We start from the raw sequence: 23,485 nt of genomic DNA on the forward strand, positions 1-23,485 counted from the left end.
GTAACCGGATCTTAGTTCTGGTCCGGTGACGGCCTAGATTCGCCGGCATGATTGTCATCGCCCATCTCAGCGACACGCACCTGGACGGCGGCGACCGGAGCTTCGAGCGCACCGCGCGGGTCATGGACCACGTCAACGCCGTGCCGGTCGACGCCGTCCTCGTCACCGGGGACATCGCCGACCACGGCGAGACCGCCGAGTACGAGCGGGCCCGGAAGGTTCTGACGTCCCCGCATCCGGTGCTGATGTGCCCCGGCAACCACGACGTGCGCGCGCCGTACCGCGAGGTCCTCCTCGACGAGCCGCCCGCCGGCGGTCCGATCAACCAGGTCCACAGGATCGCGGGCGCCACGTTCGCGATGTGCGACTCGACCGTCCCCGGGAAGGATCACGGGCTCCTCGACGAGGAGACGATCGGCTGGCTCGACCGGCGGCTCGCGGAGGTCCCCGGGGAACCGGTGTTCGTCTGTTTCCACCACCCGCCCGTGAAACTGGGGATCCCGTACGTGGACGAGATCCGCCAGTTCCAGGAGGAGCGCCTGGCCGAGGTCATCGCCCGCCACCCGCAGGTGGTGGCCGTGCTGTGCGGGCATGCCCACACGGCGGCGGCCACGACCTTCGCCGGACGGCCGCTGCTCGTCGCGCCCGGTGTCGTGTCCACCCTCACCCTGCCCTGGCAGGGCGGGGACATCGCCGACTACGGCGCTCCCCCGGGCCTGGCGTTCCACGTCCTGGACGACGAGGGACGCCTGACCACGCACTACCGCACCGTGTAGCGGTGCGTCGTCCAGGTCCGGGTGATCTGCTCGGCGGCGTCGCGGACGAGCGTCCGGTAGCGATCGACGGCCTCCGGGGTGAAGCGGTGCCGCGGGCCGCACACGCTGATCGAGCCGTGCACCTCGCCGTCCGGGCCGAAGAGCGGCGCGGCGACGGACCCGGCGTCGGCCTGCCGCTCCCCGAGGGAGACGGCGACGCCCTCCCGGGACGTCTCCGCGAGCCGGGCCCGCAGGGCCTCCACGTCGGTGACGGTCCGCTCGGTCAGCGCCGCCAGCGGGCGGGCCAGGATCGCCTCGCGCTGCTCCCCGTGCAGGAAGGCGAGGATCACCCGGCCCGAGGAGCCGGCGTGCAGCGGGAAGCGCCGGCCCACCTCGACGGTCATCTTGACCTCGTGGGGGCTCTCGAACTGGTCGAGGTAGACCCGCTCGTCCCCGACGAGCCCGGACAGCGTGGTCGTCTCGCCGGTGTCGTCCCGCAGGCGGCGCAGGACGGGCGCGGCGGCCTGCCGGACGTTGAAGGCGCGCAGCGCGCTGACGCCGAGGGCGACGGCGGCGGGGCCGAGCCGGTAGCCGGACGTGCCCGCCTCCAGCATCTCCCGCGACACCAGCGACTGCAGGATGCGGTAGACGACGGCCTTGGAGATGCCGAGCTCGCGGCTGATCGCGGTGACGCCGAGGTGCTCGGGCCCACCGGCGAACAGCAGCAGCACGTCCGCGACGCGCCCGGCGACCTCGGTTCCCCCCGAGGGTGGAGCGGCGGTCTGATCGGTCACTGGACGATCCTAGGGAACGGGCTCACCGGCCGCGGTGCAGATAGCGCCCGACCGGGTCGCCGGCGACGCGGCCGCCGGCGTACACATGGTGGCCGCGGACGAAGGTGTCGGTGACCCGGGCGGTCATGGCGAACCCTTCGAACGGCGTGTACTCCTGGGCGGACTCGGAGTCGGCGGCGCGGACCGTCCAGGAGGCGTCCGGGTCGACCAGCGCGATGTCGGCGTCGTAGCCCTCGGCGAGGGCGCCCTTGCGGAGCAGGCCGTAGCGGCGGGCCGGGTTCCAGGACGTCAGCCGTGCGACGCGCTGGAGCGGCAGGCCGCGCTTCAGCCCCTCCCCGACCAGGCCCGGCAGCAGGTACTCGGCGCCGCCGAAGCCGGACTTGGCGACGAAGACGTCGTCGCGGTCGGCGCCGAACTTCATCTCGTCGCGGCAGCAGGCGTGGTCGCTGACGACCCAGTCGACCTCACCGGCGAGCACGTGGCGCCAGAGCGCCTCGACGTCGGCGCGGTCGCGCAGCGGCGGGTTGACCTTGCCGCCGAGGCCGTGCGCGGTGTCGACGTCGGCGAGCAGGTGCCCGATGGTGACCTCGCGGCGGAAGTCGACGTGCGGGAACGCGCCCGCCATGGTGAGTGCGGCCGACAGCGCCTTCTCCGACGACAGGTGCAGGAGGTTGATGGTGGGCAGGCCGGTCTCGTGCGCGAGGTAGGACGCGATCGTGACGGCGAGCCCCTCCGAGTGCGGCGGGCGGGACGCGCTGTAGGCGCGCAGCCCGCTGAGGGACCCCTCGCGCTCCACCATCCTGGTGTAGGCGGTCATGATCTCGGCGGTCTCGCAGTGCAGCGACAGCGAGATGTGCGGCGCGTACTCCGCGAGCCGCTCGCGGGCCTGCTGGATGCCGCGCATGACGAACTCGAAGTGCGCGAGGTCGTAGCGCTCGTCCGGCGGCGTCATGAGGAAGTCGCTCTGGCTGGACGAGCGCCCGTGCAGGCCGTGGCTCCCGTAGAACATGAAGACCTTGAACGAGGTGACGCCGTGCTCCTCGACGAGGTACGGGATCTCGCCGATGTGCTCGGCCGTCATCGGCGCGAGGTGGAAGGCGTAGTCGACGTAGGCGTTGCCCTGCGCCGCGCTCAGCACTTCGGGGAAGAACTCGCGGTAAGGCCCGCCCTTGTTCAGGTAGTACTGGCCGGTGCGCATGTAGGTCAGGGACGTGGTGACACCGCCCTGGGCGCTGGCACGGCTCTCACTGCGGGTGTCGGTCGCGAGCTCGTTGTAGATGCCCCAGTGCTGGTGGGCGTCCACGACGCCGGGGAAGGCGAGCCGCCCGCGCCCGTCGACCACGGTGGCGGCGTCGTCGTCCGGCAGGCCGGGCGCGACGCGGACGATGGTGCCGTCGTTGGCCGCGATGTCCGCGAGCTCGGGCTCGGTGCCCTCGGGCGCGTCGGGGCGGACCACCCGCACGTTCTTCAGCAGCAGCTCGGTCGTCGCCATGAGATCTCTCCTCAGTTCTCGCGGGTGGTCATGTGGGCGGCCGTCTCCGGGGCTCTGCCGCGGGCGACGGCGCCGGCCGCCAGGTAGGCGAGCCCGAAGGCGGGCAGCAGGCCGTTGCCGGGCAGGTACCCGCCGGCGCCGTGACCGGAGATCCCGGCGGCGGCGCCGCCCGCCGCGTACAGGCCGGGGATGGGCCGGTCGTCCGGATCGACGACGGCCGCGTCCCCGTTGACGAGCAGCCCGCCCTGCGTGTGGAACAGGGCGGGGACCACGCGGACGGCGGCGTACGGAGGGGCGAGCGGCCGTTCCCAGTGGGTGCGGCCGTGGTCGTCGGGACGTTCGCCGCGTGCGGCGGCGCCGCTCGCGGCGAGCTCGGCGTCGAGGGCTCCGGCGGGCAGGCCGGTGGCCTCGGCGAGGCCCTCGGCGTCGTCCGCCCAGACGAGCACCCCGGATTCGACGGTGTCCCGGAAGTCCTTGAACCGCTCGCACTGCCCGGCGACGGTCTCGTCCAGGACGATCCAGCCCGTGCCGCCGGGCCGGGCGGCCAGCTCGGCGGCGTACTCGGAATAGCCGCGGGTCTCGTTCCCGAACCGGCGCCCCCCGCGGTCGACCATGATCGCGCCGTGGATCACGGTGGCCCAGCCGACCAGGGTGCCCGCACCGGCGGCGACGGCGCCGTGGCCCTGGTAGGCGTCCAGGTAGCCGGTGGCGGCGCCGAGGCCGCCGCCGATGCGCAACGCGTCGCCCAGGGACTGGTCGCCGCCCTGGTAGAGGGCGCCGGCGATCTCCGGCAGGTGGCGTTCCACGAGCGCGCGGTCGGCGCCGAAGCCGTTGGTCGCGAGCAGCACCGCGCCGGTCGGGATGTCCTCGCGCGTCCCGTCCGGGTACTGGACGACGGCGGCGTCCACCGCGCCGTCCGGGCCGGTGCGCACGTCCACGAGCCTGGCCGGGACGAGCAGGTCGATGCCCGGGTCGTCGCGGACGCGGCGCGCGAGGTGGTCGATCACGGTGGAGCCGTGCCGTCCGGGCACCGAGTGGCAGCGCGGTACGGAATGTCCGGGGTAGGTGAAGTCGGTCACCAGGGACAGCGGCAGCCCGGCCGAGTCGGCGAGCCAGTCCACGAGGGGCCCGCTGACGCCGGCCAGCGTGCGGGCGAGGCGGGCGTCCGCCTGTCCCCCGGTCTTGGCCATGATGTCGGCGACGAAGCGCTCCGGCGAGTCGCCGACGCCCTCGGACGCCTGCCAGCGGGAGCCCGCGCCGGGGAACATCGCGGTGGACATCGAGGTGTTGTTGCCACGCCTGAAGTGCTCGCTCGCCTCGACGACGAGCACGGTGAGGCCGAGTTCGGCGGCGCGCAGCGCACCGGCGAGGCCGCCGCCCGCGCCCGCGACGACGAGGTCGGGACCGCCGGTCACGCGCTCCTCCCCGCCGTCGTCAGGGTCATCAGCTTCAGGGCGAGGGCCGTGGGATCGACCACGCGGGCCGCGAACCGGTCCTCCTCGACGTCGACGGCCGAGCAGCCGTTGATCACGGCGGCGGCGCCGGCGGCGGCGAGCGCGTCCACGGCCTCGGCGAGGGCGGCGTTCCAGGCGTCCGCGTCGGCGATGGCGTCGAAGGGCAGCTCCAGGATCGCGATCCCGGCGACATAGGCCTCCAGGCCGTAGCCCTTGAGGCGGCGCCCGAGCTCCGCGCCGATCGCCTCGTTCCGCACCACCGCCCCGAACCGGACGTTCGCCGCGGCAAGGTGCATACCGCTCAGCTTAAGCAGCCCGTTGACCGGAACGCCCTGGTCAGCCGGGCCGTCCGGGACGGCCGGGTCGAGCACGCAGTCGGGGAACGCGAGGTCGAAGCCCTGCCGCGCCCCCGCCAGCGCGGCGGCGACCTCCCGCTCGGACGCCCGGACCGACGCCTCGTCGTCGAGGGACCCGGGCGCGGCCGGGCCGACGTCGCGCAACTCGACCGCGAGGCCGGGCGGGGCGAGCCGGTCGTAGCGGGCCTGCCTGCGCCGGATCTCCTCCGGCGGCAGATGGATCGGCGTCACCGCCAGTGCGCGCATCAGTGCGGCTCCTTCGTCTCGTCGCCGGCGAGCCCGCGCAGGGCCTCGCCGACGTGGTCCAGGGCGGGCAGGGCGCGGGCGAAGGCCGCCGCGCGGTCCACCAGGCCCGCGTGCCCGGGCAGCCAGCCCTTGAGAAGCGCCAGGACGTCCCGTTCCTCCAGCGGGTCGTGGTCGGCGTCGCCGACGGGGTTCGTCATCTCGCGGGTGCGGGTCGTCCCGTCGTCCAGCGACACCGTGACGCGGGCGGCGCGCTCGTCCGGGAGGCGCGCGGTCAGGTCGGCCGCCTCCGCCAGCCGGACGCGCCGCGCCAGCGCCCGCAGGGCCGGGTCGCCGGGGTCCGTGCGCGGCCCGACCTCGCCGTCGAGCAGGGCCGCGGCGACGGCGAACGGCGTGGAGAACATCGCCGACAGCCGGTTGTCCCACTCCGCCGAGCCCAGCCCGGCGCCGAGCGCGTGCGTCTCGACCAGGACCCCGGTGATCCGGGACGGGTCGAGGCCGCCGCGCAGGTCGAGCACCGCGTCGGCGGCCGGGTGGGTGAACGAGCAGGAGGCGTGCCGCTTGAAGTAGCCGCGCGTGATGTCCCAGCGCTCGCCGAGGCCGCCGGTCAGCTCCGACGGGTCGAATTCGCCCAGCAGGCTCCCGAGGGAGAGCGCCGCCGTGCCGGTGTTGCGGGCGATCCCGGCGGCCGCCATCCGCGCCGCCACCAGGCCGGACAGGTTGGAGGCGCCGATCCACGCGTCCCGCACCGGGTTGCCGCCGGTCGCGGACGCGAAATGGCCGGCGACCGGCAGCCCGGCCCCGGTGTCGATCGCGGCGGCGACCCGGCCGGGGCCGAGGCCGAGCAGCCGGGCGCACCCGGCGGCGGCGCCCGCGACGCCCCAGCCGCCGTGCGGATGCGCGCCGGGCCGCAGCCGCGTCGCCCGCCCGAACCGGGACGCGACCTCGTAGGCGGCGAGGAGCGCGGCGGCGGTGTCGCGCCCGGAGGCGTCCAGCTCGCACGCCAGTGCCAGGACCGCCGGGAAGCCGTGCGCCGCCGGGTGCCCCTTGGCGTACTTGTTGCCCTCGTCCAGTTCGAGGCAGACGAGGGCCATCGCGTTCAGCCAGGCGGCGGCGTCCACGGGGACGCACCGGCCGCCGCCGATGAGCGGGGCGGGCCCGTCCGGCGCGTTCCAGGACGAGCGCACCGCGCGCATGCCGTCCTGCCCGGCGCCGAGCGCGGTCACGCCCGCGGCGTCGAGCAGGACCAGCGACAGCCGGTCGAGCACCGGCGCCGGAACGCCGGCCACGTCCAGGCGGGCCGCCCACTCCCCCAGCCGGGCCGTGGCCGTCCGCGCATCCGTCGAAACCGCGTTGCTCACAGGCCCAGGTACGCCTTCTTGACCGCGGCGGACCCGGCGAGCTCGGAGCCCGTCCCGTGCAGCACCGTCGACCCGCTCTCCATGACGTAGGCGCGGTCGGCGATGCCGAGGGCCTGCTTGGCGTTCTGCTCGACGAGCAGCACCGCGACGCCGGTGTCGCGGATCCGCTGGACCGCGTCCAGCACCGCCCACGTCAGCTTCGGCGACAGGCCGGTGGACGGCTCGTCCAGCATGAGCAGCCTCGGCCGGGCCATCAGCGCGCGGCCGATCGCGAGCATCTGCTGCTGCCCGCCGCTGAACGTCTGCGCGACCTGCGTGCGGCGCTCGGCGAGGGCGGGGAACAGCTCGAACACCTCGCGCAGGCCGGCGGCGGTCTCGGCGGGGCACGTCCAGGCGCCCATCCGCAGGTTCTCCTCGACGGTGAGCGTGCCGAACAGGGCCCGCCCCTCGGGGACGTGCACGAGCCCGTCGCGGACGAGCTGGTCGGGGCGCCGCCCGGCCGTCGCCGACCCGCCGAACGTGATCGTGCCGGACTCCGGGCGCAGCTGGCCGCAGATCGCGCGCAGCGTCGTGGTCTTGCCCGCGCCGTTCGCGCCGACGAGCGCGACGATCTCGCCCTCGCCGAGCCGCAGGTCGATCTCGTGCAGGATCCGCATCCGCCCGTAGCCGGCGCAGAGCTTGTCAATCCTCAGCATCGCCGGGCTCCTCTCCGAGATACGCCTCGATCACCCGGGGATCGGAGGTGACCTCCTCGGCCGTTCCGGTGGCCAGCACCCGGCCCTGGTCCAGGACGAGGACCCGGTCGGACAGCCGCATCACCGCGGCCATGATGCGCTCGATGAAAAGCAGCGTCGTGCCGTCCTCCGCGCGGAGCGCCGCGAGCAGGTCCAGGACGGGTTCGCGCTCGGCCGGGACAAGGCCGGCGAGCACCTCGTCCAGTAGCAGGACCTTCGGCCGCATCGCCAGAGCCCGCGCGAGTTCGAGGCGCTTCAGCCCGGCCGTGGGCAGCTCGGCGGCGTTGCAGTGCGCCCAGGGCCCGAGGCCGACGCGCTCCACGACGTCCAGCGACCGGCTGCGCAGCCTGAGCGGCGGCTGCCGCCGGTGCTGGGCGGCGAGGGCGACGTTCTCCAGGACGGTCATGCTCCCGAACGGCCGCATCAGCTGGAACGTCCGGACCATGCCGGCGCGGGCGATGCGGTCGGGCGAGGACCCCGTGACGTCCCGGCCGCCGAACTCCACCCGTCCCGCGTCGGGGGCGAGGGCTCCGCAGATGACGTTGAACAGCGTCGTCTTCCCGGCTCCGTTGGGGCCGATGACGCCGAGGATCTCGCCCTCCCCGACCTGGAAGTCGATCTCCGACAGGGCCCGCAGGCCCCGGAAGCCCTTGCCGACGCCGGTCACGGTGAGGATGCTCATCTGCGCCACCTCTCGGAGATCGTCCCGACGATGCCCTTGGGCAGCAGCCGGACGATCAGGATCAGCAGGACCGCGTAGACGGCGACGTCGAGCCCGCTCCGTCCCTGCAGGAAGCTCAGGGAGTCGGGCGGCGTCCGCAGCAGCGTGGCGGTGACGTCCGACAGCGCGCCGAGGATGACCGCGCCGACGACCGGGCCCCAGATCGTGCCGATGCCGCCGATGACGACGGTCGCGATCGCCTGGATGGACACCGCCGACCCGAACGCCAGGTCCGGGTTCACGAACAGGTAGTACTGCGTGTAGAAGGCGCCGGCGACCGCGGTGATCGCGGCCGAGAGGGCGACCGTGACCAGCCTGTACCGCATCACGGGCGTGCCGAGGGACGCCGCGGCGAGCTCGTCGTCGCGGATGGCGGTGACGTAGCGGCCGGTCCGCGAGTGCAGGAACAGGATGCTGGCCAGGGCGGCCAGGCCGGCGAGTCCGAGCGCGATCCAGAAGTAGGCGGGCGAGTCCGCCGCGAACTGGATCTTCCAGAACGACGCGCCCTGGATGAGCGGGACGGTGAACCCGACCGCCTTGTTGGTGAACTCCGTCGTCGTGACGACCAGCCGCAGCATCTCGGCGAACGCGAACGTCGCCAGCGCGAAGTAGGCGCCTTTCAGCTTGTACCGGAACGCGAAGAATCCGATGACGACGGCGACCGCGGCGGCGACCGCCATCCCGGCGAGCATCCCGATCCAGGGCGACACATCGTGCTCGACCAGCAGGTAGGCGCTGGTGTAGGCGCCGAGGCCGAAGAACGCGGCGTGCCCGAAGCTGAACATCCCGCCGAACCCGCTCATCACGTTCCAGCCGATGGCCGTCAGCGCGAAGATCAGGATGCGGACGGCGACGGCGCCCTGCGCGGGCGGCAGCACCAGCGGCAGCGGGATCGCGGCCACCAGCAGCACCGCGAGGACGGCGAGCTGCCGGTTCTGCGGCCGCAGCGGCGGCGCCTTGGCCGGGCGGGCGGCGCCCGCGCCGGGGCGTCCGGTCAGCGTGATGCCCGTCATGACCGCCCCCCGAAGAGTCCCTGCGGCCGGAGGAACAGCACGACCAGGAAGACGGCGAACACGCCGAGCAGCGAGCTCTGGCCGTCCATGTAGATCGTGGTGAGCTGCTCGACCAGCCCGATCAGCAGCCCGCCGGCGAGCGCGCCGGCGACGTTGCCCATACCGCCGAGCACCACGACGACGAACGCGGTGATGTTGAACTGCTCGCCGAGCGTCGGCGTGACGGTGACCAGCGGCGCGGCCAGCACCGCGGCGGCCCCGGCGCAGGCCGTCCCGATCGCGAACGTGAGGGTGTGGACGCGCCGGACGTTCACGCCGACCAGTTCGGCGCCCTGCCCGTTCGCGGCGACCGCGCGGATCGCCGTCCCGAGCCGGGTGCGGCGCAGCAGCCAGAACAGCGCGGCGCCGATCAGGACCGCGCCGACGAAGGCGTACAGCCGGGCGCCCGGCACGACCGCGCCGAACAGCGAGAACTGGAAGTCGCCGGGGAGTGCGACGTTCTTGGGCTCGGCTCCGAAGAACATCAGCAGCCCGTTCTCCAGCAGCAGCGACAGGCCGAGCGTGATGAGCAGCTGGTTCTCCAGGGACGCGCCGCCCGCCCCGGCGAGCAGGCCGCGGTGCGCGACCGCGCCGATGAGGAACAGCGCCGGCACGGCGACCAGCAGGGTCAGGTAGGGGTGCAGGCCGGTGCCCTGCACGACGCCGAACGAGATGAACATCGCGATGGCGAGCAGCGCGCCGTGCGCGAAGTTGACGATGTCCAGCACGCCGAAGATCAGCGTGAGGCCCATCGCGATGAGGCCGTAGAGCCCGCCCATCAGCAGGCCGGTGACCACCGACTGCCAGACGACCAGGCCGCTGCCGGACTTGATCAGGGCGACCGCGATCGCGGCGGCCACCAGGCCGCCGGTGACGGCGGCGCGCTTGAGGAGGGCCCCGGTCCCGTCGCCGCCGAGGAGGCGGCGGACGGCGGGGGCGGGAGGGGACTGGGCCTTGGTTCCGATGTTGCTCATGACCGCCACGTCACCGAGTAGTTGGGCTGGGATTCGGCCTTCTCCTGCGGATAGACCTGCCTGACCTGGCCGCCCTGGACCTGCATGAGGACGGGCAGGGCGTTGCTGTTGTCCCCGTTGGGGGCGAACGTGATCGGGCCGGTCCCGACCGTGAGGGGCTCGACCTTCGAGGACGCGATGGCGTCGCGCGCCTTCTCCGCGTCGGTGGTGCCCGCGCGCTCCACCCCCTGCGCGATCACCTGGACCGCGTCGTAGGCGAGGACCGCGCCCGTGCGCATGGGGGCGCCGTAGCGCCGCTGGAAGTCCGCCCGCAGCCGGGCCGTGTTCGGGTTCCTGGCGTCGAAGTGGTAGTTGGTGCTGAAGATCCGCTCGGCGGTGGCGCCGCCGTCGGTGACGAACTTCGGCTGGTCGAAGGCGCCGTTCGAGACGCCCCAGACCGCGTTCAGGTCCGGCTTCACCGCGGCGATCGCCTTGGCGGCGAGCAGGCTGTCGCGGTAGTAGCCCGCGACGGCCAGCACGTCCGCGCCGGACGCCTTGACCTGGGTGACCTGCGCGGTGAGGTCGGACACGGTGAGCGCGTCGTAGCTGATGTCCGGCCCGACCTCGATGCCGAGCTTCGCGGCCGCCTTGGTGAACGCCTCGGCGGCGCCGCTGCCGAAGTCGGTCTGCTCATGCAGGAACGCGACCTTCCGCACGGGCTTGCCCGCCCGGTCCGACACCTCCTTGAGATAGCGGGCGGCGGCGCCCGCGATGGCCGCGCTGCCGGGCTGCACCCGGAACGAGTACCGGTAGCCGTTCGCGAAGATCGCGTCCGAGGCGGTGACGTCCATGACGAACGGCACCCGGTTGCGTTCGGCGACGACCGCGACGTTGGTGCTGACGGCGCTCTGATAGGTGCCGACGAGCCCGACCGCCCCTTCGGAGATGAGCCGCTGGGCCTCGCTCTGGCCGACCTCCGCCTTGCCCTGGGTGTCGCCGGTCTCCAGCTCGACCTTGCGTCCGCCGAGGGACCTGATGCCGCCCGCGGCGTTGATCGCCTCCACCGCCATCCGCGCGCCGCGCCGCATCTGCTGGCCGTCCGCCGCGTTGGCGCCGCTGACCGGATGCAGCGCGCCGATCTTGACCGGGCCCTCGTCGCGTCCGGCCGCGACTCCGGCCGCGCCGGACGGCGCCGAGCCGCCGCAGCCGGCCGCGGCCAGCAGGACCGCACAGGCCCCGAGCCCGGCGGCGAGCTTTCGAGCCGACATTCATCTCTCCCGCCGCTCTGCCCGATGTTCCGCCCTTCCATGTTCCGCTAGGAGGAACAACAGGTCACTGATGCGCCATCGTGGCACCCGTCACGCCACCCGGTCAATATCTAGAGCTAACTTGACGTGACTCAACAAGCAGTGCGAATTTGGAAAGTCCGGGGCGCGTCCGCGAACCGGCCGAATGACCGACCACCGTTTCTCTTAGCGGAACGATCTTCCCTCGAAGGCGGTACCGTCCATGACCGACGCCCTGTCCGGAGTCCGGGTCCTCGACGCGGCCACGCTGTTCGCCGGCCCGCTCGCCGCGACGCTGCTCGGCGACTTCGGGGCCGAGGTCGTCAAGATCGAGCACCCGCGCGGCGACCCGGTGCGCAGCCATGGCGCGCAGCGCGACGGTGTCGGGCTCTGGTGGAAGATGCTCGGCCGGAACAAGAAGGCGATGACCCTCTACCTCGGCTCGCCCGAGGGGCAGGGCCTGTTCCGCCGCATGGCCGCCGACGCCGACGTGGTGATCGAGAACTTCCGGCCGGGGACGCTGGAGCGCTGGGGCCTCGGCTACGACGAGCTGCGGGAGGTCAACCCGCGGCTCGTCCTCGCGCGGGTGACCGGGTTCGGGCAGACCGGCCCGTACGCCGGGCGGCCCGGGTTCGGGACGCTCGCCGAGGCGATGAGCGGGTTCGCCGCGATCACCGGGGAGCCGGACGGCCCGCCGACCCTGCCGCCGTTCGGCCTCGCCGACGGGATCGCCGCGCTGACCACCGCGTTCGCGGTGATGACGGCGCTGCGGGCGCGGGAGGCGACCGGCGAGGGGCAGGTGGTCGACCTGGCCATCATCGAGCCGATCCTCACCCTGCTCGGCCCGCAGATCATCACCTACGACCAGCTCGGCGAGCTGCAGGCCCGCACCGGCAACCGCTCCCACAACAACGCGCCGCGCAACACCTACCGGACCCGCGACGGCGGCTGGGTCGCGATCTCCACCAGCGCCCAGTCGATCGCCGAGCGCGTGATGCGGCTGGTCGGCCGGCCCGAGCTGATCGACGAGCCGTGGTTCGGCACCGGAGCCGAGCGCGCCGCGCACGCCGACGTGCTGGACGAGGCCGTCGGCTCGTGGATCGCCGCGCGCGACCGGGACGAGGTCGTCAAGGCCTTCGAGGAGGCGCAGGCCGCGGTCGCTCCTGTCTACACCGCCGCCGACGTCATGGCCGACCCGCAGTTCGAGGCGCTCGGCACGATCGCGACCGTCCCCGACGACGAGCTGGGGCCGGTGCGGATGCAGAACATCCTGTTCCGCCTGTCCCGGACCCCGGGGCGGATCGAGTCGGCCGGGCCGCCGCTCGGCGCGCACACCGCCGAGATCCTCGCCCGCTACGGGGTTGACGGGGCCGGCCTGGACGACCTGCGCGCGAAGGGCGTGATCAAGTGACGCCCCGCTCGTGGCTCTACGTCCCGGGCGACCGGCCGGACCGCATCGGCAAGGCGCTCGCGTCGGAGGCGGACGCGGTGGTCCTCGACCTGGAGGACGCGGTCGCCCCGTCCGCCAAGGCGCGGGCGCGGCGCGCCGTCCTCGACACGCTCGCCGCCGGGCACGGCGCCCACGTGCGGATCAACGCGCCCGCCACGCCGGACGGCGCCGACGACATCGCCCTGCTCGCGAGCGCGCCGGGCGGGCTCGCCGGGGTCCGGATCCCCAAGTGCGAGGACCCGGACGAGCTGCGCCGCGTCGCCGGCGCGCTCGGCGTCCCGGTGTTCCCCGTCCTGGAGTCGGCCCTCGGGGTCGAGAACGCCATGGCCCTCGCGACGGCGCACCCGCTGGTCGCCGGCATCTCGCTCGGCGAGGCCGACCTGGCCGCCGACCTGCGGGTGTCCGGCGGCGACGCGCTGGCGTGGCCGCGGTCGCGGGTGGTGGTGGCGGCGCGGGCCGCCGGGCTCCCGTCCCCGCCGCAGAGCGTGTGGACCGCCGTCCGCGACCTGAACGGGCTCCGCGCCGAAACCCTCGCCGGGCGCCGAGCCGGGTTCTTCGGCCGCTCGGTGATCCACCCCGCGCAGATCCCCGTCGTGCACGAGGCCTGCGCGCCCGACCCCGGCGACGTCGCCTGGGCGCGCGAGCTGATGAGCCAGGTGACCGAGCGCGGCGACGCCGCGTGGATCGACTCCGCCGGCCGGTTCGTGGACAGGGCCGTCGTCGAGCGCGCCGCCTGGCTGCTCGACGCCGCCGCCTCCGCCGAGTCCGCCGCCCGCCCTCTCAAGGAAGGCCGCACCCCATGACCGACCCGCTCCTCGCCGCCGTGGCCGGAGGTGTCCGGCTCATCGAGCTGGGCCAGCCGTTCTTCACCGGCATGCCCTGCTCCCCCAACCATCCGGGATTCCGGATGACGCTGATCCGGCGGCACGGCGACATGGAGCGCCCCGACGGCGGCTCGGCCGCCAACGAGATCATCGTGACGGGCGGGCACGTCGGCACGCACATCGACGCGCTCTCCCACGTCAGCCACGACGGGAGGCTGCACGGCGGGGTCTCCGCGGCCGACGCGCAGCGCGGGGGCGTCTTCACCCGGCACGGGGCCGAGAACCTCCCCGGCCTGCTCCGCCGGGGCGTCCTGCTGGACGTGGCGGCCGTCCACGAGGTGGCGACGCTGCCGCCCGGCCACGGCGTGACGGCCGAGGACCTCGACCTCGCCGCCAAGCGTGCGGGCGCGGAGCCCCGGCCCGGCGACGTGGCGCTGATCCGCACCGGGTGGGCCCGCGCCTTCGGCGACGCGACCGCCTACCTCGGCAGGGAGACCGGCGTGCCGGGAGCGACCCCGTCCGCCGCGCGGTGGCTGGCCGAGCGGGGGATCACCGCGACGGGCGCCGACACGACCGCCTACGAACAGATCCCCGAGGGCGCGGGCCACGCGGTGCTGCCCGTGCACCGGATCCTGCTGGTCGAGTCGGGGATCTTCATCCTGGAGCACCTGAACCTGGAGGCGCTCGCCGAGGCCGGGCTGCACGAGTTCGTGTTCGTGCTGGCCCCGCTGCGGATCAAGGGCGGGACCGGCTCCCCCGTCCGCCCCCTCGCCGCGGTGTCGGCATGACGCCCGTCCAGCGGCTCGCGGAACTGGCGGCGTCCGCCGCGTCCCGCGGCCTGCCCGCGGACCTGCGCGCCGACGCCGCCCGGCGCGTCCTGGACGCGCTCGGCAACAGCCTGGCGGCCACCGGGGAGCGCCCGGCCAGGGCCGTCGGGGAACTGGTCGCCGAGTGGGGCGGGGCCGGCCGGGCCACGGCGATCGGCACCGGCGCGCGGCTCCCGGAGCCGAGCGCCGCCCTGCTCAACGGGACGCTCGCCCACTCGCTGGACTTCGACGACACGCACCTGCCGTCCGTCCTGCACCCGTCGGCGTCCGTGGTGCCCGCGGCGCTGGCCGTCGCGGAGGCGCGGGGGGAGAGCGGGGCCCGGCTGCTGGACGCGGTCGGGGCCGGCGTCGAGATCACCGTCCGGCTCGGCATGGCCGGGTACGACCGCGCGCTCGGCAACTCGGTGTTCTTCGAGCGCGGCCAGCACGCCACGGCGATCTGCGGGGCGGTCGGCGCCGCCGCGTCCGCCGCCGTGCTGTCCGGCCTGGACGCCGCCGGGATCGCCCACGCCATGGGCATCGCGGCGAGCATGGGCTCGGGGATCCTGGAGGCCAACCGCACCGGCGGCACCGTGAAGCGGATCCACTGCGGGTGGGCCGCGCACGCCGCCGTGACCGCGGCCGGGCTCGCGCGCACGGGGATCACGGGGCCGCCGACCGTCCTCGAAGGCCGCTTCGGCCTGCTCCAGGCGTTCTGCGGCGACCGGGTCGACCTGGACGCGCTCACGTCCGGCCTGGGCGAGCACTGGGAGCTTCCCGGCATCTTCTTCAAGCCGTATCCGTGCAACCACTTCACGCACGCCGGCATCGACGCCGCGCTGCGCCTGCGTGCCCGCGGCCTGGACCCCGACGACGTCGAGTCGATCGAGCTGGGCGCGCCGACACCCGTCCTGCGGACGATCGGCGAGCCGCACGAGGACAAGGCCCGTCCGGAGTCCGGGTACCACGCCGCGTTCTCCGGCCCCTACACCGTCGCGGCCGCCCTCCTCGGCGGCGGCGGGCTCGGGGTCTTCCACGAGGACTTCACCGACGAGGCCGCCGCGGACCCCCGTCGCCTGGCGCTGGCCACGAAGGTCCGCTGCGTGCCGGACGCCCGCTGCGACGAGATCTTCCCGCACCAGTTCCCGGCCGTCCTGCGCGTCCGCACCCGGGACGGGGCGCTCCTGGAGGAGCGGGTGGACGCCAACCGGGGCGGTCCCGGCAACCCGCTCTCGGCGGACGAGCTGGCGACGAAGTTCCGGCTGAACGCCCTGCGCCGCGTCACGGAGTCCCGGGCCGAGCGGATCACCGAGACCGTCTACGGCCTCGCCGGCGTGGAGGACGTGCGCTCGCTGACGTCCCTTCTGGCCTGACCTCAGGTGTGCTCCATGAGGTAGATCGCTGAGGTGCCGGGGGCCAGGGCCTCGAAGACGTGCGGGGCGTCGCCGGGGTAGGTGATGTAGTCGCCCGGGGCCAGTTCGACCGGCTCGGCCGAGGGCCCGGCGAGGGCGCGCCCCGCGCTCAGCACGACGTGCTCGGTGGTGCCCGGCGGATGGGGGTCGGACAGGCGCGGCGCCCCGGGCTCGGCGGTGACGCGGTAAAGGTCGCGGCGGGCGTTCGGCGGGCAGGACGCGAGCAGCGCGGCCGTGTAGTCGGACGTGTCCGAGTGCGCGGCCGGCCCCTCCCCCGCGCGGATCACCCGCACGGCCGGGCGCGGCGGGTCGACGAGGCGGCTGAACGGGACGTTCAGAGCGGTGCTCAGCGCCCAGAGGGTCTCGACGCTCGGGTTGCCCGTGCCCGACTCCAGCTGGGAGAGCGTCGACTTCGCCAGCCCGGCCCGCCTGGCCAGCTCGGTCTGGGAGAGCCCGGAGCGCTCGCGCTCGCGGCGGATCGACGCCGCGATCAGCGCGATCAGGTCCATGTGTTCGCTCCAGAAGTCCGGGTGTTCGACACAGCGAACATGTCAGGTATGTTCAGGCTACTGGACGTTTGTTCGCCATATCGAACGGGAGCGGGACCATGAGGCATCTCGGCATCCTCGCCCACAGCGCCGAAGGCGCCGCGCTGTGCTTCCGGACCTTCTGCCACGAGGGCTTCCGGGAGCTCGGCCCCGACGACCATCCGGACGTGACGCTCGACCTCATCGCGCTGGCGCGCAGCATGCCCGCCTGGGACGCCGGGGACCACGACTCGATCCGGGAGACCCTGGCCGAGAGCGTCCGGCGGCTCGCCGCCGCGGGCGCCGACTTCTTCGTGTGCCCGGACAACACCGCGCACATGGCCCTCGAACGCCCCGGCGCGGACCTCGCGCTGCCCGGCCTGCACATCGCGCAGGTCGTCGCCGACCGGGCCGCCCGCGACGGCCGCACGCGGGTCGGCGTGCTCGGCACCCGTTACACGATGGACGGCCCCGTCTACCCGCGGGAGCTGGCCGCGCGCGGCATCGCCGCCGAGGTCCCGGAGGCCGCCGACCGGGAGACCGTCAACCGGATCATCTTCGAGGAGCTGGTCAACGGCGTCCTCACCGAGGACTCGCGGCGCGAGTACGTGCGCATCATCGGCCGGCTCGCCGAGCGGGGCTGCGACGCCGTCGCGCTGGTGTGCACCGAGATCCCGCTGCTGGTCACGCCGGACGTCTCGCCACTGCCGACCCTGGACTCCACGCGCCTGCTGGCTCGTGCCGCGTTCGACGCGGCGGTGGGCCGCCGCGCCATCCCTACGTGGCGCGGCGGCCCGGCTCTCACCCCCTGAGCCGCCGCGCCAGGGTCGGCAGGAGTCGCAGCGCGTTCTCCCGGTCGACGGCGGCGCGCGCCCGCCGGGTCAGCGACGGATCGCGGTCGAGCAGCGCGACCGTCCTGTCCACCTCGGGGCGGTCGATCTGCGGCCAGTCGGTGCCGAAGAGCAGCCGCCCCGCGCCCGCCGCGGCCAGCAGCGTCGGCGTCGCGTACGGGGAGGCGGGCATGGCGGTGTCGTAGTAGAAGCGCCGCACGGCGCGCCGGAACGCCTCCGGGCTCGGCCCCTCGCCCTCGCGGCCCGCATGCTCGACCCGCCCGCCCAGATAGGGCAGGAAGCCCCCGGCATGGGAGAGGATCACCGACAGGTGCCGGTGCCGGTCGAGGGTCCCCGCGGTGATAAGGCTGAGCGCGGTGCGGGTCGTGTCGAGCATGAAGTCGGCGATCCACTCCTCGATGCCCGGGACGGGACGCGCGTCGGCGAGCCCCGCCGGGTGCACGAACACGACCGCGCGGCGCCGGTCCAGCTCGGCGAACAGCGGCTCGAACACGGGATCGCCCAGGTAGCGGCCGCCCGCGTTGGCCATCAGCAGGACGCCGTCGGCGCCCAGCTCGTCCAGGGCGTAGGCGGCCTCCCTGATCGCCAGGTCGACGTGGAACTGCGGCAGGTAGGCGAAGAAGCCGAACCGGGTGGGATGGTCGCGCATCAGGCCGGCGAGCGACTCGTTGAACACGCGCGTCCCCGAGACGGCGACCTCCCGGTCGCGCAGCGCCTCGGGCGGCGCGGGCGCCGACGCCACCCCCGCGGCGATGCCGAGGGCGTCCATGGTGTCGAGGGTCCGGTGGAGGTCCCAGCGGCCCCAGTTCGGCCCGCCTTCGGGCGGCAGCAGGCCGTGCTCGACGGCCCACGCCCGCAGCGCGGGCGGGAGCGCGTGGTGGTGGGTGTCGATCCGTCCCGCCCGCGGGCCGCGCCCCGGCGCCGCGGCGGCGCCGGCCGTGCCCAGCCCGGTCACGGCGACGGCGCCGGCGGCCGCGGCCGACGCCAGTACCCGCCGCCGGCTCGGACCGCCGGCCGCGCGGTCCTCGTCCTCAGCGCGCATCCGTGCCTCCAACCTCTCGTCGCGGCCGCCCGATTAGGAGTATATGAGAATGTCTTGCTTGAGACTATATCGACGGGCACTAAAATCCACGGAGTGGACAACCAACCTCCGGAGCCGACCCCGCTCGGCGACCCGCGGACGGACGACGCCGCGCTGGGCTTTCTGCTCGCCTCCGCCCACCAGGCGGCGCGCGGCGCGCTGAGCGACGAGCTGCGGCCGCTGGGGATCGAGACCAGGCACTCGGCCGTGCTATCCGCGCTCGACCGGCTCGGGCCCACCAGCCAGCGGCGCCTCGGCGCGCTCCTCGGCCTGGACAAGTCCGCGGTCGTCCGGATCATGGACGAGCTGGAGCGGCTCGGGCTCGCGGTGCGCAACCGCAGCGCCCGCGACCGGCGCGCCTACGCGATCGAGCTGACCACCGAGGGACGGCGGCGCGCGCGCTCGGCCGCGGAGACGGCGAACGCCGTCGGGGGGCGGCTGTTCGGATGGCTCTCCCCCGGCGACCGTGAACGGCTCGTCGCGCTGCTCACCGGCATCGTGGAGCACGCGGCCGCCCCTGCGCCCGGCGAGGAGGGCGGGCGCTCCTGACCCCGGGCGGGTCCCTCGTCAGTGGCCGGTGATCCGGTCGGCGAGGAGCGCCAGGGACGACGTCCGCGCCGACCCGGCGGACGTCTCGCGGGCGTCGGCCGCGCGGTAGAGGGCGTACATCGCGTGGACGCCGAGCCAGCGCAGCGGTTCCGGTTCCCAGCGGCGGACGCGCCGGTTCACCCAGGGCAGCGCGGTCAGCTCCGTGTCCTCCCCCAGGACGAGGTCACGGAAGGTGCGGCCCGCGAGGTTCGCGCTGGCGACGCCGTGCCCGGTGTAGCCTCCGGCGTGGCCGAGGCCGGTCCCGTGGTCGAGCACCACCGTCGCGCACCAGTCGCGGGGCACGCCGAGGACGCCCGACCACGCGTGGTCGACCTGCCCCTCGTCGGCGACGGCGGGGAACATCGCGGTCAGCATCGTCCAGAGCGCGTCGATCGTCGCCGGCTCGGTGCGGCCTCCGTCGTCGATGCGGGACCCGTAGCGATAGGGGCGGCCCCGGCCTCCGAAGGCGATCCGGTCGTCGGCGGTCCGCTGGGCGTACATGTAGTAGTGCGCCATGTCGCCGAGCAGCTCGCGGCGCTCCCAGCCGATCGCCTTCCAGGTCCGGGCGGGCAGCGGGGTCGTGACGATCATGGAGCTGTTCATCGGGAGCCAGTCGCGGCGGTGCCCGGGGAGCGCGGCCGTGAACCCCTCGGTGGCGCGCAGGACGTACCCGGCCGTGACGGTCCCGTACGGCGTGACGGCGGCGGCGGGCCCGCCGGTGCGGCGCGCGTTGATGCGGACGACGGGCGTCCCCTCGTAGATCCGTACGCCGAGGTCCCGGACCGCCCCGGCGAGGCCGCGGACGAGCTCCGCGGGCTGCGCGCGGGCGCAGTGCGGGCTCCAGGCGGCGCCGGTCGCGCCCTCGACGCGCAGCCGGTCGTCGCGCTCCCCGGCGGGCAGCGGGACGAGGTCGTCGTCGGTCCAGCCCCAGCAGCGGGCCTCGGCGACCATGGCGGCGAGCCGGGCGCGCTGGGCGGCGTTGCGGGCGACGTGCAGGACGCCGCCCCTGACGAGCCCGGCACCGATGCCCTCCTCGGCGGCGACCCGGACGACCTCGTCCACCGCCCCGAACATGGCGCGCTGCAGCGCGATCGCGGCGGGCCGGCCGTGCCGGGCGGCGTAGCGCTCCCGGGACCCGGCGATCTCGCCCAGTACCCAGCCGCCGTTGCGGCCCGACGCGCCGAACCCGGCGAACTCGCGTTCCAGCACGACGATCCGCAGGTCGGGGCGGGCGCGCTTGAGGTAGTAGGCCGTCCAGAGCCCGGTGTACCCGGCGCCGACGACGCACACGTCGGCGGTGCGCGGGCCCGGCAGGCGGGGCCCCGGGGACGGGGCGCCCGGCGTCCCGGTACCAGAAGGACACGCCGCCGTTGACGAAGCCGGGGGCGAGCGGCGCCCGGCCCGTGGAGGAACTCATGGGCTCATACTGCTGTATTCCGCACCGAAATCAACCTTTGACGACGGAATCTATGGGACCGCATCGACGATTCGACGGGATCCGATCCAGCGTGACCGGTCGGCCGCGTAATAGGCGGCGCCGTCCGGACCGGCGGGCCCGTCCCGCCACCGGCGCATCCCGAGCTGCAGGGCGATCTCCGCCGACGCGGCGTTGGCCATGTCGATCTCGGCGGTGATCCGGTGCACCCCGACCACCCCGAACGCGTAGTCGAGCACCGCGCGGGACGCCTCGGCGGCCAGGCCCCGACCCCAGTGGTCCGGCTCCAGGCTGTAGAGGATCTCCACGTCTACGCCGTGGCCGAGCGGCCCCTCGTGGTGGCTCAGCCCGGCGACGCCGACCAGCGGGTCGCCCGGCGCCGGGTCGTCGGCGCCCGCGGACCAGCGGGCGGGGCGCAGCGCCCACAGCCCGTACCCCTCGGTCGCGAAGTCCCGCTCGCTGGCCTCGATGATCTCGCTGACCTGGACGGGCGTGACCATCCGGTCGTCGAACAGGTGGCGCCGGACGAGCGGCCCCGTCCAGTGCGTCAGCAGGGCGCGGTGGTCGCGCATCGACACCGGGTGCAGCACGAGCCGCACCGTGCGCAGCACCTCAGACATCGCCGTCCCCCGCGGCGGGTTCCGCGGGCCACTCGGGCGTGGGCTCGCCCTCCGGGACGCCCACTCGGAAGACGCGCAGCTGCAGCGCGAGCGCCTGGTAGTAGCCGACGAGCGCGACCAGCTCGACGACGGCCGCGCGGCCGAGCGTCGCGGCGGCCTCGGTGAAGACCGCGTCGGCCAGGTCGCCCTCGGCGGCGAGCTGCCGCGCCGCCTCGTAGACCACGCGCTCCCGGACGTCGGCGAACATCGACGCGCGGCCCTCGCGCAGCGCGTCCATCTCGTCGTCGCCGAGCCCGTGCCGGCGCCCGATCCGCTCGTGCGCGTACCACTCGTAGTCGGACCGGGCGTGCGCCGCGACGACCAGCGTCGCGATCTCCCGCTCGCGCTTGGTGAACCCGGTCCGGAAGCGCAGCGCGGCGCCGAGGTCCTGCAGCGGGAGCCCGACGGCCGGGCTGTACAGCATGGCGTTGAACGGGCCCTGGAGCCTGCCGATGTCGTCGGCGAGCCCGAACGGCGGGGTGCGGCCGGCGGCGCGGGGGCCGCCCGTCACCGCCTCGTACACGGCTCGCTGCTCGTCGCTGAGCGAGCCGGGGAGCAGCAGCGGCAGCCGCGTCGTGGACGGGCCGGGCCGGGGTCGATCGTTGACGTGCTCACCGCTCACGGGGTCGATCACTTACCGCACGCTAGGCGGTCGGCGCGGGCGGCTCAACCCCCCGTCCGGAATGTGAAACCCCTGGCACACGATGACGTAGCGGTCGCGTAACACGCGTCGGCGAGCCTGGTCGGCGACCGCACCGGGCACGAACGGGGCTCCCGGACCCCGGAGGGAACGTTCCCATGCCGCTGTTCCGCATCCGCACCGAGATCGAGGACCGGCCCGGCCGGCTGGCCCTGCTCACCGCCGCGCTGGGCCGGCGCGGCGCCAACATCCTCGGGCTGTCCGTCCAGCTCGACGCCGACGGGGTGGTGGACGAGTTCATCGTGGACGTGCCGCGGGGCGGCGCGGACGCGCGGACCCTCGCCGAGACGCTGGGCGCGGCGGGCGGGGCGCGCACCGCGGTGCTCCCCGCCCGGCCGCACGAGCTGGTGGACGAGCCGACCCGCGCCCTCGCCCTGGCCGCCCGCCTGCGCGCCGAGCCGCACGCGGTGCCCGAGGTCCTGGGCGAGCTGCTGCGCGCCGACGAGGCGCGGTGGGCCTCGCCCGCGGACGAGCCCCGCGAGGAAGGGGAACCGGACCGGTGCGTCCTGGACGTGCCGGTCCGCGGCCGTTCCGTGCGGCTGCGCAGGTTCGGGCTGCCGTTCACCGCGACCGAGGCGGCACGGGCGGACGCGCTGGTGCGGGCCGCGCGGCCCGCCGCGTCCCGCCGTCCCGCGTCCCGACGGATCGTGCTGCGCGACGGCACGCAAGTGGTCGTCCGGCCGATCGAGCGGCGCGACGCCGAGGCCGTCCGGGCGCTGCACGAGCGCTGCTCGCAGGACAGCCGGAGGATGCGGTACTTCAGCCCGAAGCCGTACCCGCCGCGGCGGGTCATCGAGCGGTTCTGCGACCGGTCGCGCGGCCTGACGCTGGTCGCGGAGGGGCCGGACGGGTCATTGCTCGCGCTCGCCCACCTCATCCACGTCGTCGATCCGGGCGTCGCGGAGCTCGCGCTCCTGGTCGAGGACGCCTGGCAGGGGCGGGGGCTCGGCCGCTGGCTCGCCGGGCTGCTGCTGGCGCTGGCCCGCGACCGCGGCCTGGTGGAGGTGCGCGCGACGGCGCTCAGCGAGAACGCGCGGATGCGGCGCCTGCTGACCTCGCTCGGCGGGCGGACGCGCCGCACCGAGGACACCGAGGTCGTGGAGATCAGGCTGCGGCTCGACGGCCGCCCCGCCGGGACCGGCGGGGCGCTGGCAGGATGGGCGGGTGAGCGGCATCTATGACGACCCGTGGGCGTACGACCTGGCGTGCTCGTTCCGCGACGTGCCGGCCGAGGTGGACGTGCTCCTCGCCTGGTGCGCCGAACGGGGCGCGGCGCCCGCGACGGTGCTGGAGCTGGCCGCCGGGCCCGCCGAGCACGCCCGCGAGTTCGCCCGCCGCGGGGTGGCCGCAACGGCGCTCGACCTCAACCCGCGGATGTGCGCCTACGCCGCCCGCGAGGCGGAGCGCGGCGGGGTCGAGCTGGAGGTCGTCCAGGACGACATGACGCGGTTCGCCCTCGGCCGCCGGTTCGACCTCGTCGTGACCATGCTGGACTCCACGTCCCACCTGATGACGCTGGACGCGTTCGTCGCGCACCTGCGCCGCGTGGCCGCGCACCTCGCTCCCGGCGGCCTCTACATCGTGGAGATGTCGCACCCGCGGGACCGGCTGGGCGACGAGCCGAGCGTCAGCACGGGCTGGACGGTCGAGCGGGACGGCGTGCAGGCGGGCGTGCGGTGGGGCGAGCCCTCCGACCGGCTGGACCCGGTCACCCAGATCTCCGACGACCACGTCACCCTGACCATCACCGGGGACGGGGCGACGCGCGTGATCCGCGACGTGGTGCCCTACCGGTTCTGGAGCGCCACCGAGCTGGACGCCGCGCTCCGCCTCGCCGGCGGCCTGGAGGCGGTGGCGCAGTACGGCGACTTCGGGGCCGGCGAGGGCGCGGTCGCCCTCACCGACCCCGAGGCCTGGCGCATGATCACACTGCTGCGCCCGCGCTGAGGCC

The 23,485-nt window shown here is 74.7% G+C and carries 24 protein-coding genes; 9 read left to right on the forward strand and 15 right to left on the reverse strand.

Going from position 1 to position 23,485, the window contains the following annotated elements:
• Positions 1-47 precede the first annotated feature (47 nt).
• Complete coding sequence (locus tag ABGB11_RS27760; RefSeq protein WP_347637317.1) at positions 48-776, forward strand: phosphodiesterase; 729 nt, start codon at positions 48-50, stop codon at positions 774-776.
• On the opposite strand, the gene ABGB11_RS27765 is transcribed toward ABGB11_RS27760, so the two are convergent.
• From ABGB11_RS27765 to ABGB11_RS27810, 10 genes are read right to left on the reverse strand one after another with little or no spacing between them, the layout of a single operon-like run.
• Complete coding sequence (locus ABGB11_RS27765) at positions 761-1,549, reverse strand: IclR family transcriptional regulator (RefSeq protein ID WP_347637319.1); 789 nt, start codon at positions 1,547-1,549, stop codon at positions 761-763. The two genes, ABGB11_RS27760 and ABGB11_RS27765, sit on opposite strands and share 16 nt — an antisense overlap.
• A gap of 22 nt (positions 1,550-1,571) precedes the next feature.
• Positions 1,572-3,041, reverse strand: coding sequence for a dihydroorotase family protein (locus ABGB11_RS27770; RefSeq protein ID WP_347637321.1), 1,470 nt, complete (start codon positions 3,039-3,041; stop codon positions 1,572-1,574).
• An 11-nt stretch (positions 3,042-3,052) separates the two neighbouring features.
• Entirely contained in the window at positions 3,053-4,456 is a 1,404-nt protein-coding gene (locus ABGB11_RS27775; protein WP_347637323.1) for an FAD-binding protein, read from the reverse strand.
• Positions 4,453-5,097 (reverse strand): aspartate/glutamate racemase family protein, encoded by a 645-nt coding sequence (locus ABGB11_RS27780; protein ID WP_347637325.1) that lies wholly within the window; start codon positions 5,095-5,097, stop codon positions 4,453-4,455. The genes ABGB11_RS27775 and ABGB11_RS27780 overlap by 4 nt, the downstream gene beginning before the upstream one ends.
• Positions 5,097-6,455 carry an MmgE/PrpD family protein gene (locus ABGB11_RS27785; RefSeq protein ID WP_347637327.1) on the reverse strand — a complete coding sequence of 453 codons (1,359 nt, stop codon included), beginning with the start codon at positions 6,453-6,455 and terminating at the stop codon, positions 5,097-5,099. The genes ABGB11_RS27780 and ABGB11_RS27785 overlap by 1 nt, the downstream gene beginning before the upstream one ends.
• Positions 6,452-7,150 carry an ABC transporter ATP-binding protein gene (locus ABGB11_RS27790; RefSeq protein WP_347637329.1) on the reverse strand — a complete coding sequence of 233 codons (699 nt, stop codon included), beginning with the start codon at positions 7,148-7,150 and terminating at the stop codon, positions 6,452-6,454. Before ABGB11_RS27790 ends, ABGB11_RS27785 begins: the two co-directional genes overlap by 4 nt.
• The gene (locus ABGB11_RS27795) at positions 7,137-7,871 is read right to left on the reverse strand and encodes an ABC transporter ATP-binding protein (protein ID WP_347637331.1); all 735 of its coding nucleotides are present in this window, start codon (positions 7,869-7,871) and stop codon (positions 7,137-7,139) included. Before ABGB11_RS27795 ends, ABGB11_RS27790 begins: the two co-directional genes overlap by 14 nt.
• Complete coding sequence (locus tag ABGB11_RS27800) at positions 7,868-8,923, reverse strand: branched-chain amino acid ABC transporter permease (RefSeq protein WP_347637333.1); 1,056 nt, start codon at positions 8,921-8,923, stop codon at positions 7,868-7,870. The genes ABGB11_RS27795 and ABGB11_RS27800 overlap by 4 nt, the downstream gene beginning before the upstream one ends.
• Positions 8,920-9,936: a branched-chain amino acid ABC transporter permease gene (locus ABGB11_RS27805; RefSeq protein ID WP_347637335.1), complete on the reverse strand. Its 1,017-nt coding sequence runs from the start codon at positions 9,934-9,936 to the stop codon at positions 8,920-8,922. Before ABGB11_RS27805 ends, ABGB11_RS27800 begins: the two co-directional genes overlap by 4 nt.
• Positions 9,933-11,183, reverse strand: a complete 1,251-nt coding sequence (locus ABGB11_RS27810; RefSeq protein ID WP_347637338.1) for an ABC transporter substrate-binding protein — start codon at positions 11,181-11,183, stop codon at positions 9,933-9,935. The genes ABGB11_RS27805 and ABGB11_RS27810 overlap by 4 nt, the downstream gene beginning before the upstream one ends.
• Positions 11,184-11,424: 241 nt before the next feature.
• Here ABGB11_RS27810 and ABGB11_RS27815 point away from each other — a divergent pair, with 241 nt between their 5' ends.
• From ABGB11_RS27815 to ABGB11_RS27830, 4 genes are read left to right on the forward strand one after another with little or no spacing between them, the layout of a single operon-like run.
• The gene (locus tag ABGB11_RS27815; RefSeq protein WP_347637340.1) at positions 11,425-12,612 is read left to right on the forward strand and encodes a CoA transferase; all 1,188 of its coding nucleotides are present in this window, start codon (positions 11,425-11,427) and stop codon (positions 12,610-12,612) included.
• Positions 12,609-13,454: a CoA ester lyase gene (locus tag ABGB11_RS27820; protein WP_347637343.1), complete on the forward strand. Its 846-nt coding sequence runs from the start codon at positions 12,609-12,611 to the stop codon at positions 13,452-13,454. The genes ABGB11_RS27815 and ABGB11_RS27820 overlap by 4 nt, the downstream gene beginning before the upstream one ends.
• Positions 13,451-14,263 (forward strand): cyclase family protein, encoded by an 813-nt coding sequence (locus ABGB11_RS27825; RefSeq protein WP_347637346.1) that lies wholly within the window; start codon positions 13,451-13,453, stop codon positions 14,261-14,263. Before ABGB11_RS27820 ends, ABGB11_RS27825 begins: the two co-directional genes overlap by 4 nt.
• Entirely contained in the window at positions 14,260-15,654 is a 1,395-nt protein-coding gene (locus tag ABGB11_RS27830; RefSeq protein ID WP_347637349.1) for an MmgE/PrpD family protein, read from the forward strand. Before ABGB11_RS27825 ends, ABGB11_RS27830 begins: the two co-directional genes overlap by 4 nt.
• A 2-nt stretch (positions 15,655-15,656) precedes the next feature.
• On the opposite strand, the gene ABGB11_RS27835 is transcribed toward ABGB11_RS27830, so the two are convergent.
• A complete protein-coding gene (locus ABGB11_RS27835) occupies positions 15,657-16,202 on the reverse strand; it encodes an XRE family transcriptional regulator (protein ID WP_347637352.1) in 546 nt (181 codons plus the stop codon).
• Positions 16,203-16,300: 98 nt separating this feature from the next.
• Here ABGB11_RS27835 and ABGB11_RS27840 point away from each other — a divergent pair, with 98 nt between their 5' ends.
• Positions 16,301-17,032 (forward strand): amino acid racemase, encoded by a 732-nt coding sequence (locus ABGB11_RS27840; RefSeq protein ID WP_347637355.1) that lies wholly within the window; start codon positions 16,301-16,303, stop codon positions 17,030-17,032.
• On the opposite strand, the gene ABGB11_RS27845 is transcribed toward ABGB11_RS27840, so the two are convergent.
• Positions 17,022-18,113, reverse strand: coding sequence for an amidohydrolase family protein (locus tag ABGB11_RS27845; RefSeq protein WP_347637358.1), 1,092 nt, complete (start codon positions 18,111-18,113; stop codon positions 17,022-17,024). The two genes, ABGB11_RS27840 and ABGB11_RS27845, sit on opposite strands and share 11 nt — an antisense overlap.
• A gap of 93 nt (positions 18,114-18,206) precedes the next feature.
• Here ABGB11_RS27845 and ABGB11_RS27850 point away from each other — a divergent pair, with 93 nt between their 5' ends.
• On the forward strand, positions 18,207-18,701 hold the full coding sequence (locus ABGB11_RS27850) for a MarR family winged helix-turn-helix transcriptional regulator (protein ID WP_347637364.1): 495 nt from the start codon (positions 18,207-18,209) through the stop codon (positions 18,699-18,701).
• An 18-nt stretch (positions 18,702-18,719) separates the two neighbouring features.
• Here ABGB11_RS27850 and ABGB11_RS27855 read toward each other — a convergent pair whose 3' ends face one another.
• From ABGB11_RS27855 to ABGB11_RS27865, 3 genes are all read right to left on the reverse strand, one after another.
• The gene (locus tag ABGB11_RS27855; RefSeq protein ID WP_347637366.1) at positions 18,720-20,030 is read right to left on the reverse strand and encodes an FAD-dependent oxidoreductase; all 1,311 of its coding nucleotides are present in this window, start codon (positions 20,028-20,030) and stop codon (positions 18,720-18,722) included.
• 177 nt (positions 20,031-20,207) lie between these two features.
• Positions 20,208-20,795: a GNAT family protein gene (locus tag ABGB11_RS27860; protein ID WP_347637368.1), complete on the reverse strand. Its 588-nt coding sequence runs from the start codon at positions 20,793-20,795 to the stop codon at positions 20,208-20,210.
• Positions 20,788-21,468 carry a carboxymuconolactone decarboxylase family protein gene (locus ABGB11_RS27865; RefSeq protein ID WP_347637370.1) on the reverse strand — a complete coding sequence of 227 codons (681 nt, stop codon included), beginning with the start codon at positions 21,466-21,468 and terminating at the stop codon, positions 20,788-20,790. Before ABGB11_RS27865 ends, ABGB11_RS27860 begins: the two co-directional genes overlap by 8 nt.
• Before the next feature lie 164 nt (positions 21,469-21,632).
• Between ABGB11_RS27865 and ABGB11_RS27870 the strand changes: the two genes are divergently transcribed.
• Both ABGB11_RS27870 and ABGB11_RS27875 read left to right on the forward strand, forming a co-directional pair.
• Entirely contained in the window at positions 21,633-22,715 is a 1,083-nt protein-coding gene (locus tag ABGB11_RS27870; protein ID WP_347637373.1) for a GNAT family N-acetyltransferase, read from the forward strand.
• Complete coding sequence (locus tag ABGB11_RS27875; RefSeq protein ID WP_347637375.1) at positions 22,699-23,481, forward strand: class I SAM-dependent methyltransferase; 783 nt, start codon at positions 22,699-22,701, stop codon at positions 23,479-23,481. Before ABGB11_RS27870 ends, ABGB11_RS27875 begins: the two co-directional genes overlap by 17 nt.
• Positions 23,482-23,485 lie beyond the last annotated feature (4 nt).

Source organism: Actinomadura sp. B10D3, from assembly GCF_039871695.1.
Taxonomy (GTDB): Bacteria; Actinomycetota; Actinomycetes; order Streptosporangiales; family Streptosporangiaceae; genus Spirillospora; species Spirillospora madurae.

Excerpts from the sequence above, each read along its gene's own strand:
- ABGB11_RS27870 (WP_347637373.1), top strand. The coding sequence starts at position 21,633 with ATGCCGCTGTTCCGCATCCGCACCGAGATCGAGGACCGGCCCGGCCGG.
- ABGB11_RS27845 (WP_347637358.1), bottom strand. The coding sequence starts at position 18,113 with ATGCGCGCTGAGGACGAGGACCGCGCGGCCGGCGGTCCGAGCCGGCGG.
- ABGB11_RS27800 (WP_347637333.1), bottom strand. The coding sequence starts at position 8,923 with ATGACGGGCATCACGCTGACCGGACGCCCCGGCGCGGGCGCCGCCCGC.
- ABGB11_RS27815 (WP_347637340.1), top strand. The coding sequence starts at position 11,425 with ATGACCGACGCCCTGTCCGGAGTCCGGGTCCTCGACGCGGCCACGCTG.
- ABGB11_RS27770 (WP_347637321.1), bottom strand. The coding sequence starts at position 3,041 with ATGGCGACGACCGAGCTGCTGCTGAAGAACGTGCGGGTGGTCCGCCCC.
- ABGB11_RS27860 (WP_347637368.1), bottom strand. The coding sequence starts at position 20,795 with ATGTCTGAGGTGCTGCGCACGGTGCGGCTCGTGCTGCACCCGGTGTCG.
- ABGB11_RS27825 (WP_347637346.1), top strand. The coding sequence starts at position 13,451 with ATGACCGACCCGCTCCTCGCCGCCGTGGCCGGAGGTGTCCGGCTCATC.
- ABGB11_RS27795 (WP_347637331.1), bottom strand. The coding sequence starts at position 7,871 with ATGAGCATCCTCACCGTGACCGGCGTCGGCAAGGGCTTCCGGGGCCTG.
- ABGB11_RS27830 (WP_347637349.1), top strand. The coding sequence starts at position 14,260 with ATGACGCCCGTCCAGCGGCTCGCGGAACTGGCGGCGTCCGCCGCGTCC.
- ABGB11_RS27810 (WP_347637338.1), bottom strand. The coding sequence starts at position 11,183 with ATGTCGGCTCGAAAGCTCGCCGCCGGGCTCGGGGCCTGTGCGGTCCTG.
- ABGB11_RS27780 (WP_347637325.1), bottom strand. The coding sequence starts at position 5,097 with ATGCGCGCACTGGCGGTGACGCCGATCCATCTGCCGCCGGAGGAGATC.
- ABGB11_RS27760 (WP_347637317.1), top strand. The coding sequence starts at position 48 with ATGATTGTCATCGCCCATCTCAGCGACACGCACCTGGACGGCGGCGAC.
- ABGB11_RS27835 (WP_347637352.1), bottom strand. The coding sequence starts at position 16,202 with ATGGACCTGATCGCGCTGATCGCGGCGTCGATCCGCCGCGAGCGCGAG.
- ABGB11_RS27790 (WP_347637329.1), bottom strand. The coding sequence starts at position 7,150 with ATGCTGAGGATTGACAAGCTCTGCGCCGGCTACGGGCGGATGCGGATC.
- ABGB11_RS27840 (WP_347637355.1), top strand. The coding sequence starts at position 16,301 with ATGAGGCATCTCGGCATCCTCGCCCACAGCGCCGAAGGCGCCGCGCTG.
- ABGB11_RS27805 (WP_347637335.1), bottom strand. The coding sequence starts at position 9,936 with ATGAGCAACATCGGAACCAAGGCCCAGTCCCCTCCCGCCCCCGCCGTC.